The organism is Citrobacter sp. MGH110 (assembly GCF_001037515.1).
Classification (GTDB): domain Bacteria; phylum Pseudomonadota; class Gammaproteobacteria; order Enterobacterales; family Enterobacteriaceae; genus Citrobacter; species Citrobacter portucalensis.
In genome coordinates this window covers 110,597-126,091 of sequence record NZ_KQ089833.1, presented here as the reverse complement: position 1 = coordinate 126,091, position 15,495 = coordinate 110,597, and the positions used below count along the sequence as shown (strand labels likewise).

Sequence of the window (15,495 nt, the reverse complement as noted above, 5' to 3'; positions counted from 1 at the left end):
GTACGTACAAGCAGTGGGAGCATCCTTCGGGGTGTGACTGCGTACCTTTTGTATAATGGGTCAGCGACTTATATTCTGTAGCAAGGTTAACCGAATAGGGGAGCCGAAGGGAAACCGAGTCTTAACTGGGCGTTAAGTTGCAGGGTATAGACCCGAAACCCGGTGATCTAGCCATGGGCAGGTTGAAGGTTGGGTAACACTAACTGGAGGACCGAACCGACTAATGTTGAAAAATTAGCGGATGACTTGTGGCTGGGGGTGAAAGGCCAATCAAACCGGGAGATAGCTGGTTCTCCCCGAAAGCTATTTAGGTAGCGCCTCGTGAATTCATCTTCGGGGGTAGAGCACTGTTTCGGCTAGGGGGTCATCCCGACTTACCAACCCGATGCAAACTGCGAATACCGAAGAATGTTATCACGGGAGACACACGGCGGGTGCTAACGTCCGTCGTGAAGAGGGAAACAACCCAGACCGCCAGCTAAGGTCCCAAAGTCATGGTTAAGTGGGAAACGATGTGGGAAGGCACAGACAGCCAGGATGTTGGCTTAGAAGCAGCCATCATTTAAAGAAAGCGTAATAGCTCACTGGTCGAGTCGGCCTGCGCGGAAGATGTAACGGGGCTAAACCATGCACCGAAGCTGCGGCAGCGACACTATGTGTTGTTGGGTAGGGGAGCGTTCTGTAAGCCGTTGAAGGTGTGTCGTGAGGCATGCTGGAGGTATCAGAAGTGCGAATGCTGACATAAGTAACGATAATGCGGGTGAAAAACCCGCACGCCGGAAGACCAAGGGTTCCTGTCCAACGTTAATCGGGGCAGGGTGAGTCGACCCCTAAGGCGAGGCCGAAAGGCGTAGTCGATGGGAAACAGGTTAATATTCCTGTACTTGGTGTTACTGCGAAGGGGGGACGGAGAAGGCTATGTTAGCCGGGCGACGGTTGTCCCGGTTTAAGCATGTAGGCGGAGGTTCCAGGTAAATCCGGTACCTTTTAACGCTGAGGTGTGATGACGAGGCACTACGGTGCTGAAGTAACAAATGCCCTGCTTCCAGGAAAAGCCTCTAAGCATCAGGTAACACGAAATCGTACCCCAAACCGACACAGGTGGTCAGGTAGAGAATACCAAGGCGCTTGAGAGAACTCGGGTGAAGGAACTAGGCAAAATGGTGCCGTAACTTCGGGAGAAGGCACGCTGATATGTAGGTGAAGTGATTTACTCATGGAGCTGAAATCAGTCGAAGATACCAGCTGGCTGCAACTGTTTATTAAAAACACAGCACTGTGCAAACACGAAAGTGGACGTATACGGTGTGACGCCTGCCCGGTGCCGGAAGGTTAATTGATGGGGTTATCCGTAAGGAGAAGCTCTTGATCGAAGCCCCGGTAAACGGCGGCCGTAACTATAACGGTCCTAAGGTAGCGAAATTCCTTGTCGGGTAAGTTCCGACCTGCACGAATGGCGTAATGATGGCCAGGCTGTCTCCACCCGAGACTCAGTGAAATTGAACTCGCTGTGAAGATGCAGTGTACCCGCGGCAAGACGGAAAGACCCCGTGAACCTTTACTATAGCTTGACACTGAACACTGGTCCTTGATGTGTAGGATAGGTGGGAGGCTTTGAAGTGTGGACGCCAGTCTGCATGGAGCCATCCTTGAAATACCACCCTTTAATGGCTGGTGTTCTAACGTAGACCCGTTATCCGGGTTGCGGACAGTGTCTGGTGGGTAGTTTGACTGGGGCGGTCTCCTCCTAAAGAGTAACGGAGGAGCACGAAGGTTAGCTAATCCTGGTCGGACATCAGGAGGTTAGTGCAAAGGCATAAGCTAGCTTGACTGCGAGAGTGACGGCTCGAGCAGGTGCGAAAGCAGGTCTTAGTGATCCGGTGGTTCTGAATGGAAGGGCCATCGCTCAACGGATAAAAGGTACTCCGGGGATAACAGGCTGATACCGCCCAAGAGTTCATATCGACGGCGGTGTTTGGCACCTCGATGTCGGCTCATCACATCCTGGGGCTGAAGTAGGTCCCAAGGGTATGGCTGTTCGCCATTTAAAGTGGTACGCGAGCTGGGTTTAGAACGTCGTGAGACAGTTCGGTCCCTATCTGCCGTGGGCGCTGGAGAATTGAGGGGGGCTGCTCCTAGTACGAGAGGACCGGAGTGGACGCATCACTGGTGTTCGGGTTGTCATGCCAATGGCATTGCCCGGTAGCTAAATGCGGAAGAGATAAGTGCTGAAAGCATCTAAGCACGAAACTTGCCCCGAGATGAGTTCTCCCTGACCCTTTAAGGGTCCTGAAGGAACGTTAAAGACGATGACGTTGATAGGTCGGGTGTGTAAGTGTAGCGATACATTGAGCTAACCGATACTAATGAACCGTGAGGCTTAACCTTACAACGCCGAAGATGTTTTGGCGAAAGACAGACACAAGATTCAGTTTGATTACAGATTACATCGACATGCCCAGGAGGTGTGTTGATAAACAGAATTTGCCTGGCGGCTGTAGCGCGGTGGTCCCACCTGACCCCATGCCGAACTCAGAAGTGAAACGCCGTAGCGCCGATGGTAGTGTGGGGTCTCCCCATGCGAGAGTAGGGAACTGCCAGGCATCAAATAAAAGCGAAAGGCTCAGTCGAAAGACTGGGCCTTTTGTTTTATCTGTTGTCTGTCGGTGAGCGCTCTCCTGAGGAGGACAAATCCGCCGGGAGCGGATTTGAACGTTGCGCAGCAACGGCCCGGAGGGTGGCGGGCAGGACGCCCGCCATAAACTGCCAGGCATCAAATTTAGTGAAGAAGCCCATCCTGACGGATGGGCTTTTTTGCGTCTGTGTGGAATGAAAACCGCCGGATGCGGCGTGCCGCCTTATCCGGCCTACAGGGGCCGGGCTGAACGTATTTTGTAGGCCTGATAAGCGCAGCGCATCAGGCTCATCACAACACCACGGTTACCATCTTATCCATTGCGTAACAAAATCAGCAATTTGCTGTATGTCGTTGATGTCTAACAATGGAACATCCACCGCCAGCGGAACATCACTGGCAACCGCGATAACATATTCGTCTATCGCCAATTCTTCAGGACGATGCCCGCAACCGTCGCGAAAAAGCACGATCTTAGCGACAGGTTCATGCTTAAACCCTTCAACCAGCACTAGATCCAACGTCGCTGCATCCATCCGGCTTACCAGATACGCTAAATCCAGTTCGGGCTCTTCCGGTGTTTCTACCATTAATGCCCAACGTTGCTGGCTGGCGACCAGCGTTTGTGCTGCACCGGCTTTGCGCAGTTCATAGCTATCTTTACCGGGCTTGTCGACATCCATATTGTGATGAGTATGTTTAATCAATCCGGGACGTATACCTCTGGCACGTAGTTCCGGGATCAACTTTTTGAGCAGCGTGGTTTTTCCCGTGCCGCTCCATGCCGCAATGGCGAGTAATGGGATCATGATTTTTCCTGCCATTTTGCGAGCTCTTCGGGGGTGTTCACGTTTACGAACGCATCTTTATGATCGCTGAAATCGACAGCATGACCGCCAGCCAGACGCATAAAGACCATAACGCGTCGTTCACCGGACTGAAGATAATCCTGCAGCAAAGGCTGCATAGAGCGGTGCATCAGCGCAATGGTTGGGTGATCTCTTTCCCCATCATGCACCCAGACAACGGGTGCAGCTTTACGTTGCTCTTTTAAACGAGCGACCAGATCGTGAGGAATATAGGGCATATCGCACGGGCAAAACAGAAACCACTCCCCCGTTTGCTGCAGGAATACCGATAGCATCCCGGCCAGTGGGCCAGGGAAATCGGCCAAGGAATCGGGAATAACTTTCAGGCCGCTTTGCTGGTATATATCCCGGTGGCGATTGGCATTAACCACCACGGTTTCGACCTGCAAAGCGAGAATGTCGGCCACATGCCGCCAAAGAGGTTTACCGTCCAGTTCAAGCAGACCTTTATCGGTTCCACCCATCCGTCTGGCCTTACCGCCGGCCAGCACAACCCCTGTTATTGCACTATCCAGAATCACTGATATCGCCTCTTTTAATGTGGGATTGACCCTGCTAACGTATCTGTATTGAGCCTAAGGAGCACAACCATGAAATGTAAACGTCTGAATGAAGTTATTGAACTCCTCCAGCCTGCCTGGCAGAAGGAACCCGATCTTAACCTGATGCAATTTTTGCAGAAACTGGCGCAAGAGTCAGGTTTTGACGGCGAACTGGCGGATTTAACTGATGACATTCTGATCTATCACCTGAAAATGCGAGACTCAGCGAAGGATGCTGTCATCCCAGGTATTCAGAAAGATTATGAAGAAGATTTTAAAACCGCACTACTCCGCGCTCGTGGCGTAATTAAAGAGTAAAAGCTTGTAATCGCCGCCACCGAAAGCGCTGCGAAATGATATCCTGAATCATTCGTAGTATTTTCCGGATGATGGGATGAACGACAACGCTTTTAATTTCCAGACGCTACACCCGGATACCATCATGGATGCACTGTTTGAGCAGGGGATCCGGGTGGATTCCGGGCTTACCCCGCTTAACAGCTATGAAAACCGTGTCTATCAATTCCAGGACGAAGACCGTCGACGCTTTGTCGTTAAGTTTTATCGCCCTGAACGTTGGTCTGTCGATCAGATCCAGGAAGAGCACCAGTTTGCTCTGGAACTGGTAAGCGATGAAGTCCCGGTAGCTGCGCCGTTGGTACTGAACGGCCAAACGCTGTTAAGTCACCAGGGTTTCCATTATGCGATCTTCCCCAGCGTCGGTGGGCGCCAGTTTGAGGCCGACAACATCGATCAGATGGAGGCGGTCGGGCGCTATCTCGGGCGTATGCACCAGACCGGATCCAAGTGTACTTTTGCCTTCCGACCGACGATTGGCCTTGAAGAATACCTGACTGAACCGCGTAAAGTTTTTGAACACGCACAGCTTATCCCATCAGGGCAAAAAGCGGCTTTCCTGAAGGCAACGGATGCGCTTATCGCGGTGGTTACCGATCGCTGGCATACGCGTTTTACTGCGTTACGCCTGCACGGTGATTGTCATGCCGGTAATATTCTGTGGCGCGATGGCCCGATGTTTGTCGATTTAGATGATGCCCGCAATGGTCCGGCTATTCAGGATTTATGGATGCTCCTCAATGGTGATAAAGCTGAACAACGCATGCAGCTAGAAACCATTATCGAGGCTTATGAAGAGTTTAGTGAGTTCGATATCTCTGAAATCGGACTGATAGAACCTTTACGCGCTATGCGTTTAGTTTATTATCTTGCCTGGCTGATTCGACGTTGGGCTGACCCTGCGTTCCCAAAAAACTTCCCGTGGTTAACCGGGGAAGATTACTGGCATCGTCAGACCGCGACCTTTATTGAGCAGGCAAAAATTCTGCAAGAGCCCCCCTTACAATTAACGCCAATGTATTAATCGGAGAAACTTGAACATGAAAAAAATATGGCTGGCGCTGGCTGGTATGGTCTTAGCTTTTAGCGCATCTGCAGCGCAGTTCCAGGATGGTAAACAATACATCACCCTGGAGAAGCCTGTTGCGGGTGAACCGCAAGTGTTGGAGTTCTTCTCCTTCTACTGCCCGCACTGCTATCAGTTTGAAGAAGTGCTTCATGTATCTGATAACGTGAAGAAAAAACTGCCGGAAGGTACTAAGATGACCAAATACCACGTCGAGTTTCTCGGGCCTTTGGGCAAAGATCTGACGCAGGCATGGGCGGTTGCAATGGCGCTGGGCGTTGAAGATCAGGTCACTGTTCCGCTGTTTGAAGGGGTTCAGAAAACCCAGACCGTTCAGTCTGTTGCTGATATCCGTAAAGTGTTTGTCGATGCGGGTATTAAAGGCGAAGACTATGATGCGGCATGGAACAGCTTCGTAGTGAAATCTCTCGTGGCACAGCAGGAAAAAGCAGCGGCTGATTTACAGCTGCAGGGCGTTCCGGCGATGTTCGTGAATGGCAAATATCAGGTCAACCCGCAGGGCATGGATACCAGCAGCATGGATATCTTTGTACAACAGTATGCGGATACCGTGAAATACCTGGTCGGTCAGAAGTAAAAGCAAAAGCCGGTCACTGACCGGCTTTTTTATTTGCAGCTTTAATCGCGTCGAGCTGCGCGTCTTTCTCACTCCACAGCGTATTCAACCACAGCTGAAAGCGGCGCTTGAATGCCTTATCGTTCACGTAATCACCGTGTAACTCTTCATGGATTGGCTCCAGATTCACCCGCACGACAATCCTCGTTAGCTTACCGCTCAGCATATCGTAGAACGGTCGGCTACTGTTTTCCGGATAGCACAACGTGACATCCAGCATTTTATCGAACTGTGACCCCAGCACATTTAATGCCATCGCAATACCGGCCGCCTTGGGTGGGAGCAGGTTTTGATAAGGAGAACGGGTTTGCTCACGCTTCTCATGAGTAAACCGCGAACCTTCGACAAAATTCACAATGGTTGTCGGGTGCGCACGAAATTTCTCGCAGGAACGACGCGTCGTTTCGACATCTTTACCACGGCGTTCCGGATGGCGAAGCAGATAGCCACGTGAATAGCGTTTCATAAACGGCATATCCAGCGCCCAGCAAGCCAGGCCAATAAAGGGCACCCAGGCCAGCTGTTGCTTGAGGAAATATTTATTCATCGGGATGTGCTTACGGAACAGAACGCAAAGCACAACGATATCGGCCCAGCTGTAATGATTACAAATGAGCAGATACCAGTTTTTCTTGCTAAGACCTTCCAGCCCTTCAACATCCCACTTCAGCCGTGGATTAAGGTGCAGCAGTAGCGCCAGACCTTCACACCAGCAGTACATCATGAAATTACAGAAGACAGAAACCTTGCGCCAGACGACAGGAATGGGCAAAAGGAGTTTCACAACCCCGGCAAGGATGATCGGCACAGAACAAAAAATCGTGACCAATATGGTCAATACGATACTCAGCAACAGCGTTATCGCAGCGAGTATTCTCGTCATAATTAAATTATTCAAAAGGTTAGCCATAGACAGTGCGCGAAAGAGGCGCAAGGGGCTGATTTTATCAGAAAACGAACCAAATGATGGATCTTCCCTGAATAGAAAAAAAGAGAATATCTATCCACATCAGGATATAAGCTGTAAAAATGGAATAAAATGCCGTGAGTTTATTTAACCAATTGAAAATGTTGTATAAATACAATGGATCATTAATTGCCTTGCTATATTTAAAGAGCTGAAAATTATTTATTCACAAAGTTATCCACAGCTATCTTTGCGAGCAAAGCAGAAGATCTGCAAAAGTTTTTCGACAAATGCGGCGAAAAACTCATGTTTTCATCCTGTCTGTGGCATCCTTTACCCATAATCTGATAAACAGGCACGGACATTATGGTTCAGATCCCAGAAAACCCACTTATCCTTGTAGATGGCTCATCTTACCTGTATCGCGCATACCACGCGTTCCCACCGCTGACTAACAGCGCAGGAGAACCTACGGGCGCGATGTACGGTGTCCTCAACATGCTGCGTAGCTTGATTCTGCAATATCAACCAACCCATGCAGCGGTGGTATTCGACGCCAAGGGTAAAACCTTCCGTGATGAATTATTCGAACATTATAAGTCTCACCGCCCACCGATGCCGGACGATCTGCGTGCGCAGATTGAACCTCTGCATGCGATGGTAAAGGCGATGGGGTTGCCACTGTTGGCTGTTTCTGGCGTGGAGGCGGACGATGTTATCGGTACGCTGGCGCGGGAAGCAGAGAAGATCGGTCGCCCGGTGCTGATTAGCACCGGTGATAAAGATATGGCTCAGTTGGTGACGCCGAATATCACCCTAATCAACACCATGACCAATACGATCCTCGGCCCGGATGAAGTGGTGAATAAGTACGGCGTCCCGCCGGAACTGATCATCGATTTCCTGGCGCTGATGGGGGATTCCTCAGATAACATTCCTGGCGTTCCAGGCGTAGGCGAAAAAACCGCTCAGGCACTACTGCAGGGGCTGGGTGGGCTGGATACCCTCTATGCCGAATCAGACAAAATAGCGGGGCTGACCTTCCGTGGTGCGAAAACCATGGCGGGCAAACTTGAGCAGAACAAAGAGGTGGCGTACCTCTCTTATCAATTGGCTACCATCAAAACCGATGTTGAGCTGGAATTGACCTGTGAGCAGCTGGAAGTGCGTCAGCCCGCTGCAGAAGAACTGCTTGGCCTGTTTAAACAGTATGAATTTAAACGTTGGGTTACCGACGTTGAAGCGGGTAAATGGCTACAGGCGAAAGGGACGAAGCCGGCGGCAAAACCGCAAGAAACTATTGTCGTCGATGAAACGCCTGAGGAGCCGGCCACGGTTCTTTCGTATGAAAACTATGTGACGATTCTGGACGAAGCGACGCTGGAAGAGTGGATCGCTAAGCTGAAAAAAGCACCTGTCTTTGCCTTCGATACTGAAACTGACAGCCTGGACAACATTTCCGCGAATCTGGTTGGCCTGTCTTTTGCCATTGAACCGGGTGTGGCGGCGTATGTTCCTGTTGCCCACGATTACCTGGATGCCCCTGACCAGATCGCGCGCGACCGTGCGCTGGAGCTGCTAAAGCCGCTGCTGGAAGATGAGAACGCGCACAAAGTCGGGCAAAACCTGAAGTACGATCGCGGCATCCTGGCGAACTATGGCATCGAGCTGCGCGGCATCACCTTTGACACCATGCTCGAATCCTACATTCTTAACAGCGTCGCTGGACGACACGATATGGACAGCCTGTCGGACCGCTGGCTGAAACATAAAACCATCACCTTTGAAGAGATCGCCGGAAAAGGCAAAAACCAGCTGACCTTTAACCAGATAGCACTGGAAGAGGCTGGCCGTTACGCTGCGGAAGACGCCGACGTTACGCTACAGCTGCATCTGAAAATGTGGCCAGAATTGCAGCAGCATAAAGGGCCGTTGAACGTCTTTGAAAATATCGATATGCCGCTGGTGCCGGTTTTGTCTCGCGTTGAGCGCAACGGTGTGAAAATCGATCCGGCTGTTCTGCACAAGCATTCAGAAGAGCTGACGCTGCGTTTGAATGAGCTGGAGCAAAAAGCGCACGAGATCGCCGGAGAAGCGTTTAACCTCTCTTCCACTAAGCAACTGCAAACTATCCTGTTTGAAAAGCAGGGTATTAAGCCGTTGAAGAAAACCCCTGGCGGCGCGCCATCAACGTCGGAAGAGGTACTGGAAGAGCTCGCGCTGGATTACCCATTGCCGAAAGTGATCCTGGAATATCGTGGTTTAGCAAAACTGAAGTCGACCTATACGGATAAGCTTCCGTTGATGATTAACAAGAAAACCGGGCGCGTGCACACCTCCTACCATCAGGCGGTTACTGCCACCGGGCGCTTGTCTTCAACTGATCCAAACCTGCAAAACATCCCGGTACGTAATGACGAAGGACGTCGTATTCGTCAGGCGTTCATTGCGCCAGAAGACTACCTGATTGTCTCTGCGGACTACTCACAGATTGAACTGCGTATCATGGCGCACCTTTCACGTGATAAAGGTCTGCTTACCGCGTTTGCCGAAGGGAAAGACATTCACCGCGCAACGGCGGCAGAAGTCTTTGGTTTACCGCTTGATTCTGTGACCAGCGAGCAACGCCGCAGCGCTAAAGCCATTAACTTCGGTTTGATCTACGGGATGAGCGCCTTTGGTTTGGCGCGCCAGTTGAATATTCCGCGCAAAGAAGCACAGAAGTACATGGATCTCTACTTTGAACGCTACCCTGGTGTGTTGGAATACATGGAACGCACCCGAGCGCAGGCGAAAGAGCAAGGCTATGTAGAAACGCTGGAAGGTCGCCGTCTCTATTTACCGGATATTAAATCCAGTAATGGTGCTCGTCGCGCTGGTGCTGAACGTGCGGCCATTAACGCCCCGATGCAGGGAACTGCTGCAGACATTATCAAACGAGCCATGATTGCCGTGGATGGATGGCTGCAAACCGAGCAACCGCGCGTGCGCATGATCATGCAGGTACACGATGAACTGGTGTTTGAAGTGCACAAAGATGATCTGGAAAGCGTCTCCAAAAAGATCCACCAACTGATGGAAAACGAGACTCAGATTGACGTGCCGTTGCTGGTGGAAGTCGGGAGTGGTGAAAACTGGGATCAGGCGCACTAAGGGTTTACTTAATAACGCTCCTATTTCGTAACTAAGCAACATAAGAGAGAGCTTTTTGTGATGTCCATTAGAATTCCCTATGTAAGGAATGAAAAAAAATTACAAAAAGTGCTTTCTGAGCTGCTCAAAAAAGAGTAAAGTTATTCTCGTAGGGTACAGAGGTAAGATGTTCTATCTTTCAGACCTTTTACTTCACGTAATCGGATTTGGCTGAATATTTTAGCCGCCCCAGTCAGTAATGACTGGGGCGTTTTTTATTGTGCGAAAGAAAAGTTTTGCACATGCTGTAGGCCGGATAAGACGCGCAGCGGCGTCATCCGGCATATCGGTGGGTTATTCCCCTTCCTGCACCTCTTCAACCGGTGCCAGTTCACTAAACCAGCTATCCAGTTTTTGCCGCAGTTTGTCCACACCCAGTTTTTTCAGCGATGAAAATGCTTCTACCTGCACATCACCGTTAAATGCCAGTACGGCTTCACGTACCATATTCAGCTGCGCTTTGCGTGCACCGCTGGCCAGCTTATCTGCTTTAGTCAGCAGTACCAGAACCTGAACGTTGCTCTCAACTGCCCACAGGATCATCTGTTGATCGAGATCTTTTAACGGGTGACGAATATCCATCAGCACTACCAGACCTTGCAGGCTCTGACGTTTTTCCAGATATTCAGCCAGCGCGCGTTGCCATTTACGCTTCATTTCTTCTGGAACTTCGGCATAACCGTATCCTGGCAAATCGACCAGGCGTTTGCCGTCAACGACTTCAAACAGGTTGATGAGCTGAGTACGACCCGGCGTTTTAGATGTACGCGCCAGACCTTTTTGATTCGTCAGGGTATTTAGCGCACTGGATTTGCCTGCGTTGGAACGGCCAGCAAAAGCCACTTCGATACCGGTATCGGAAGGTAAGTGGCGAATATCAGGCGCACTCATTACAAAGTGCGTCTGTTGATAATTCAAGTTAGTCAAAGCAGTCCTCTCCATCAATCAGGGCTTTGCAGCGATTATACCTGAACCCCAGCAAAAGGCTGGTTTTTCGACGAGTGGGCTGTGTAAGTAAAAACCTCGCGCTTTGTGAGACATTGCCGACAGTTTCTATACGAGATGACAGAGTAAAAAATGACAGAACTAAAATAAATCATATGGTTACATTTGGGCGCTATTCTTAAAATCAGAAATTGTTACCCAGGTTACTTGTACGTTTAAACCAAAACGGTAAAGTAGCGTCCATAGCGAGGAAGCTGACAGGATAGACGACTCAGGATGAGGGTCAGGAGCGCCAGGAGGCGAAGACACAGGATTGTCAGGAAGACAAACGTCCGGAGACGTTAGTAAAAGGAAATGGAAACAACACGGAATGTTAGAGGCTAAGGGAAAAACAGGGTGTGTTGATAGCCAACAGGGATTGTAGAGCCCGTAAGGGTTGAGAGTCAGGAAAAAAGGCGACAGATTACTCTGTCGCCTTTTTTCTTTATTTCTGCTAGATTCCGGCGCAATTATATACTGAATAAAAACAGCCAAAGACGAATCATGATGAAACCAACTTCTACACCACGCGGTAAAGGTCCTGCAAAAGCGCGTCGTAAAACACGCGAAGAAATTAACCAGGAAGCTCGCGACCGTAAGCGCCAGAAAAAACACCGTGGTCATGCGGCAGGTAGCCGTGCGTCCGGTAGCGAAGGCGCATCTGGTGGCGGAAACCAAAATAAGCAAAAAGATCCTCGTATTGGCAGCAAAACCCCCATTCCATTGGGCGTGACCGAAAAAGTCACCAAACAGCACAAACCGAAGAGTGAGAAACCTATGCTTTCACCACAGGCTGAGTTGGATTTACTGGAAACGGATGAGCGCCTGGATGCGCTGCTGGAGCGTCTTGAAGCAGGAGAAACCCTGAGCGCGGAAGATCAGTCCTGGGTTGATGCCAAGCTGGACCGCATCGATGAGCTGATGCAAAAGCTGGGTCTTTCCTACGATGACGAGGAAGAAGAGGAAGAAGAAGAAAAGCAGGAAGACATGATGCGCCTGCTGAAAGGCGGCAACTAACGGTTTTACACCGTGGGTCTTCCCGTCCTGCTTATAACCCTTCCGGTTATATGTTATCTGGTGTGGTTATTCGTTAAACTACAGCGGTTGTCGCGGCGACAGAAGTGGCTGCGCAACCGACTTATCACCCGTAATGGGGTTAAGTCGGTACGCCGTACCCGCCAGAGACGCCATCGGAAGGAGTGAGCATGTCAGAGCAGTTAATAGACTGGGACCTGGCCCTGATCCAGAAATATAACTATTCGGGGCCACGATATACCTCGTACCCGACCGCGCTGGAGTTTTCTGAAGACTACGGCACTGAAGCATTTCTAAAGGCCGTGGCGCGTTATCCTGAGCGTCCTCTCTCGCTGTACGTTCACATCCCGTTCTGCCACAAGCTGTGTTATTTCTGCGGCTGTAACAAGGTCGTGACTCGCCAGCAGCATAAAGCCGACCAATACCTCGATGTCTTAGAACAAGAAATTATTCATCGCGCACCGCTGTTCGCCGGACGCCATGTCAGTCAGTTGCACTGGGGCGGCGGCACGCCAACGTACCTGAATAAAGCGCAAATCAGTCGTTTGATGTCGCTGCTGCGTGGCAACTTTAACTTTAACGACGACGCCGAAATTTCGATCGAAGTGGATCCGCGTGAAATTGAGCTGGATGTGCTCGATCATTTACGCGCTGAAGGTTTTAACCGCCTGAGCATGGGGGTGCAGGACTTCAATAAAGAAGTTCAGCGCCTGGTGAACCGTGAGCAGGATGAGGAATTCATCTTTGCGCTGCTGAATCATGCGCGTGAGATCGGTTTTACTTCAACGAATATCGATCTGATTTATGGTTTGCCAAAACAGACGCCGGAAAGTTTCGCCTTCACCCTGAAACGCGTTGCTGAGCTGAATCCAGACCGACTGAGCGTCTTTAACTACGCGCACCTGCCAACGCTGTTTGCCGCTCAGCGCAAAATTAAAGATGCCGACCTGCCCAGCGCGCAGCAGAAGCTGGATATCCTGCAGGAAACCATCTCTTCACTGACCGAAACTGGCTATCAGTTTATTGGCATGGATCACTTTGCCCGCCCGGATGACGAACTGGCCATTGCTCAACGTAAGGGTGTGCTGCATCGTAATTTCCAGGGTTATACCACCCAGGGTGATACCGATCTGCTGGGAATGGGCGTGTCAGCCATTAGTATGATTGGTGACAACTATGCGCAGAACCAGAAAGAGCTGAAGCGCTATTATCAGCAGGTAGACGAGCAGGGGGACGCGCTGTGGCGCGGAATTGCCCTGACCCGTGACGACTGCATTCGTCGGGATGTTATCAAGCTCCTGATCTGCAACTTCCGCCTCGACTATGCCGCTGTGGAACAGCAATGGGATCTGAACTTCGCTGACTATTTTGCCGAAGACCTGAAACTGCTGGCACCGCTGGCGAAGGATGGGCTGGTGGATGTCGATGAGAAGGGGATTCAGGTCACGCCGAAGGGCCGTCTGCTGATCCGTAATATTTGCATGTGCTTCGATGCGTATCTGCGCCAGAAAGCGCGGATGCAGCAATTCTCGCGGGTGATTTAACGCTTTTCCGGGTGGCGCTTCGCTTATCGTGCCTACGAAAATCTCAATACGTAGGTCGGGTAAGCGAAGCGCCACCCGGCGAACCCGCTAGCTGAACAGTCCAACCAGCGCTGCGCACAATACTGCGGCGACCGCAGTTTGTGGCGTATGGCTTTCGACCGCACCGCTCGACAGCAGATTAATGATTGATTCCAGCATGATGACTTCCCCCCGTTAGTCGGGCACGATCATACTTAACTCATCGGAACAGTAAAGCGCAAAATAGCAGCTATTTGCGCTCAATTATTAATCTTTACACAGTGACGATATATCACTCCATTCCGAGTTCTTTTAGCTTACGCGTCAAGGTATTACGACCCCAACCGAGCAAGCGTGCCGCTTCCTGTTTATGCCCCTGGGTATGGCGTAGCGCGGTAGTCAACAGCGTGCGCTCCATCTCTGGTTGGGCCTCAGAAAGCAAGTTTTGATGACCGGAGCGTAATGCCCGATCCGCCCACTGTGCCAATAGCGTTGCCCAACTATCCGGCTGCATATGGGATGGTGCATCTGGCACAGAGGTTTCAAACAGCTCGGTTGGTAAGTCCTGAATCAGTACTTCCTGCCCGGCGGCCATGACGGTTAACCAGCGGCAGGTGTTCTCAAGCTGACGCACGTTACCTGGCCAGGCCAGACGGGTGAGCGCAGCCTCGGTTTCCGGGTGTAATTGTTTGGCTTCCACCCCCAGTTCGCGGGCGGCCTCCTGCAGGAAATGACGCGCCAGGCGGGGGATATCTTCCCGACGTTCGCGCAGTGGCGGCAAATGTACCCGAATGACGTTCAGGCGATGGAATAAGTCCTCTCGGAATTTGCCTTCCTGCACGCGCAGTTCAAGATTCTGGTGCGTGGCGGCGATAATGCGTACATCTACCTTTACGGGCGCGTAACCGCCAACGCGGTAAAACTGTCCGTCGGCTAATACGCGCAATAAACGCGTTTGCACGTCCAGCGGCATATCGCCAATTTCATCGAGGAACAGCGTACCGCCGTCTGCCTGTTCAAAGCGCCCCTGACGAATGGTATTCGCCCCGGTAAACGCGCCTTTCTCGTGGCCAAACAGCTCAGATTCGATCAAATCTTTCGGGATTGCCGCCATGTTCAGCGCGATAAACGGCGCTTTGACGCGCGGGCTATGACGGTGCAACGCATGGGCGACCAGCTCTTTACCGGTTCCTGACTCCCCATTAATCAATACGCTGATTGAAGACCGGGACAGGCGACCAATAATGCGAAAGACGTCCTGCATTGCTGGCGCTTCGCCGATGATGTCGGTTGTGGGGCCGTTAATCTGAACATTGCGCGGCTGCTGCTGTTCCTGATAATGACTGATGGCGCGCTCGACCAGCGCCACCGCTTCATCAATATCAAAAGGTTTGGGCAGATAATCAAACGCTCCTTGCTGATAGGCGCTGACGGCAGCATCCAGATCGGAGTGCGCGGTCATTATGATGACCGGAAGCATCGGATGCCGCTGTTTAATCTGTTTTAACAGCGTCAGGCCGTCCATACCCGGCATGCGGATATCCGACAACAGCACGTCCGGCGTTTTGCTGGCCAGCGCGTCCAGTACCTCTTTACCACTTTCAAATGTGGTACAGCTTAGCCCTGCCCCTGCGAGCGCACGTTCAAGCACCCAACGGATGGAACTATCGTCATCAACGACCCAGACTATTCCTCGTTGCATAAACGTC

At 51.1% G+C, this 15,495-nt stretch carries 14 protein-coding genes, 2 rRNA genes and 1 pseudogene; 11 read left to right on the top strand and 6 right to left on the bottom strand.

What is annotated here, in order from left to right; genetic code table 11:
- Together SK38_RS22670 and rrf are read left to right on the top strand one after the other, a co-directional pair.
- Positions 1-2,388 (top strand): 23S ribosomal RNA (locus SK38_RS22670); the annotation flags it as partial.
- Positions 2,389-2,487: 99 nt separating this feature from the next.
- A 5S ribosomal RNA gene (gene rrf, locus SK38_RS22665) occupies positions 2,488-2,603 on the top strand.
- Between the two features lie 337 nt (positions 2,604-2,940).
- On the opposite strand, the gene mobB is transcribed toward rrf, so the two are convergent.
- Together mobB and mobA are read right to left on the bottom strand one after the other, a co-directional pair.
- The gene (gene mobB / locus SK38_RS22655) at positions 2,941-3,459 is read right to left on the bottom strand and encodes a molybdopterin-guanine dinucleotide biosynthesis protein MobB (protein ID WP_100247285.1); all 519 of its coding nucleotides are present in this window, start codon (positions 3,457-3,459) and stop codon (positions 2,941-2,943) included.
- The gene (gene mobA, locus SK38_RS22650; RefSeq protein ID WP_003028614.1) at positions 3,441-4,025 is read right to left on the bottom strand and encodes a molybdenum cofactor guanylyltransferase MobA; all 585 of its coding nucleotides are present in this window, start codon (positions 4,023-4,025) and stop codon (positions 3,441-3,443) included. The genes mobB and mobA overlap by 19 nt, the downstream gene beginning before the upstream one ends.
- A 69-nt stretch (positions 4,026-4,094) precedes the next feature.
- Between mobA and SK38_RS22645 the strand changes: the two genes are divergently transcribed.
- The 3 genes from SK38_RS22645 to dsbA all read left to right on the top strand — a co-directional run bounded on the left by SK38_RS22645 (position 4,095) and on the right by dsbA (position 6,067).
- Positions 4,095-4,364: a YihD family protein gene (locus tag SK38_RS22645; protein ID WP_003028616.1), complete on the top strand. Its 270-nt coding sequence runs from the start codon at positions 4,095-4,097 to the stop codon at positions 4,362-4,364.
- 76 nt (positions 4,365-4,440) lie between these two features.
- Positions 4,441-5,427, top strand: a complete 987-nt coding sequence (locus SK38_RS22640; protein WP_048237101.1) for a serine/threonine protein kinase — start codon at positions 4,441-4,443, stop codon at positions 5,425-5,427.
- A gap of 16 nt (positions 5,428-5,443) precedes the next feature.
- Positions 5,444-6,067 carry a thiol:disulfide interchange protein DsbA gene (dsbA, locus tag SK38_RS22635; protein ID WP_003028621.1) on the top strand — a complete coding sequence of 208 codons (624 nt, stop codon included), beginning with the start codon at positions 5,444-5,446 and terminating at the stop codon, positions 6,065-6,067.
- Positions 6,068-6,080: 13 nt separating this feature from the next.
- Here dsbA and SK38_RS22630 read toward each other — a convergent pair whose 3' ends face one another.
- Positions 6,081-6,935, bottom strand: coding sequence for an acyltransferase (locus SK38_RS22630; protein ID WP_231587334.1), 855 nt, complete (start codon positions 6,933-6,935; stop codon positions 6,081-6,083).
- On the opposite strand from SK38_RS22630, the gene SK38_RS25270 reads away from it, so the two are divergent.
- The 3 genes from SK38_RS25270 to SK38_RS25445 all read left to right on the top strand — a co-directional run bounded on the left by SK38_RS25270 (position 6,829) and on the right by SK38_RS25445 (position 10,380).
- Entirely contained in the window at positions 6,829-7,164 is a 336-nt protein-coding gene (locus SK38_RS25270) for a hypothetical protein (RefSeq protein WP_230320052.1), read from the top strand. The two genes, SK38_RS22630 and SK38_RS25270, sit on opposite strands and share 107 nt — an antisense overlap.
- Positions 7,165-7,379: 215 nt before the next feature.
- Positions 7,380-10,166 carry a DNA polymerase I gene (gene polA, locus SK38_RS22625; RefSeq protein WP_048237100.1) on the top strand — a complete coding sequence of 929 codons (2,787 nt, stop codon included), beginning with the start codon at positions 7,380-7,382 and terminating at the stop codon, positions 10,164-10,166.
- 166 nt (positions 10,167-10,332) lie between these two features.
- Entirely contained in the window at positions 10,333-10,380 is a 48-nt protein-coding gene (locus SK38_RS25445; RefSeq protein ID WP_071892919.1) for a small protein SpfP, read from the top strand.
- Positions 10,381-10,499: 119 nt separating this feature from the next.
- On the opposite strand, the gene yihA is transcribed toward SK38_RS25445, so the two are convergent.
- Positions 10,500-11,132, bottom strand: a complete 633-nt coding sequence (yihA, locus tag SK38_RS22620) for a ribosome biogenesis GTP-binding protein YihA/YsxC (RefSeq protein WP_008786982.1) — start codon at positions 11,130-11,132, stop codon at positions 10,500-10,502.
- 209 nt (positions 11,133-11,341) lie between these two features.
- Here yihA and SK38_RS25265 point away from each other — a divergent pair.
- The 3 genes and pseudogenes from SK38_RS25265 to hemN all read left to right on the top strand — a co-directional run bounded on the left by SK38_RS25265 (position 11,342) and on the right by hemN (position 13,768).
- Positions 11,342-11,527, top strand: a pseudogene (locus SK38_RS25265) (hypothetical protein).
- 169 nt (positions 11,528-11,696) lie between these two features.
- Complete coding sequence (gene yihI / locus SK38_RS22615; RefSeq protein ID WP_003028627.1) at positions 11,697-12,206, top strand: Der GTPase-activating protein YihI; 510 nt, start codon at positions 11,697-11,699, stop codon at positions 12,204-12,206.
- Between the two features lie 188 nt (positions 12,207-12,394).
- A complete protein-coding gene (hemN, locus tag SK38_RS22610; protein WP_032950661.1) occupies positions 12,395-13,768 on the top strand; it encodes an oxygen-independent coproporphyrinogen III oxidase in 1,374 nt (457 codons plus the stop codon).
- A gap of 87 nt (positions 13,769-13,855) precedes the next feature.
- Here hemN and SK38_RS25060 read toward each other — a convergent pair whose 3' ends face one another.
- Both SK38_RS25060 and glnG read right to left on the bottom strand, forming a co-directional pair.
- Entirely contained in the window at positions 13,856-13,966 is a 111-nt protein-coding gene (locus tag SK38_RS25060; RefSeq protein WP_020996121.1) for a YshB family small membrane protein, read from the bottom strand.
- A 112-nt stretch (positions 13,967-14,078) separates the two neighbouring features.
- Complete coding sequence (gene glnG, locus SK38_RS22605; protein WP_003825317.1) at positions 14,079-15,488, bottom strand: nitrogen regulation protein NR(I); 1,410 nt, start codon at positions 15,486-15,488, stop codon at positions 14,079-14,081.
- Positions 15,489-15,495 lie beyond the last annotated feature (7 nt).

Excerpts from the sequence above, each read along its gene's own strand:
- yihI (WP_003028627.1), top strand. The coding sequence starts at position 11,697 with ATGAAACCAACTTCTACACCACGCGGTAAAGGTCCTGCAAAAGCGCGT.
- SK38_RS25270 (WP_230320052.1), top strand. The coding sequence starts at position 6,829 with ATGAAATTACAGAAGACAGAAACCTTGCGCCAGACGACAGGAATGGGC.
- hemN (WP_032950661.1), top strand. The coding sequence starts at position 12,395 with ATGTCAGAGCAGTTAATAGACTGGGACCTGGCCCTGATCCAGAAATAT.
- polA (WP_048237100.1), top strand. The coding sequence starts at position 7,380 with ATGGTTCAGATCCCAGAAAACCCACTTATCCTTGTAGATGGCTCATCT.
- SK38_RS22640 (WP_048237101.1), top strand. The coding sequence starts at position 4,441 with ATGAACGACAACGCTTTTAATTTCCAGACGCTACACCCGGATACCATC.
- glnG (WP_003825317.1), bottom strand. The coding sequence starts at position 15,488 with ATGCAACGAGGAATAGTCTGGGTCGTTGATGACGATAGTTCCATCCGT.
- dsbA (WP_003028621.1), top strand. The coding sequence starts at position 5,444 with ATGAAAAAAATATGGCTGGCGCTGGCTGGTATGGTCTTAGCTTTTAGC.
- SK38_RS25060 (WP_020996121.1), bottom strand. The coding sequence starts at position 13,966 with ATGCTGGAATCAATCATTAATCTGCTGTCGAGCGGTGCGGTCGAAAGC.
- SK38_RS22645 (WP_003028616.1), top strand. The coding sequence starts at position 4,095 with ATGAAATGTAAACGTCTGAATGAAGTTATTGAACTCCTCCAGCCTGCC.
- mobB (WP_100247285.1), bottom strand. The coding sequence starts at position 3,459 with ATGGCAGGAAAAATCATGATCCCATTACTCGCCATTGCGGCATGGAGC.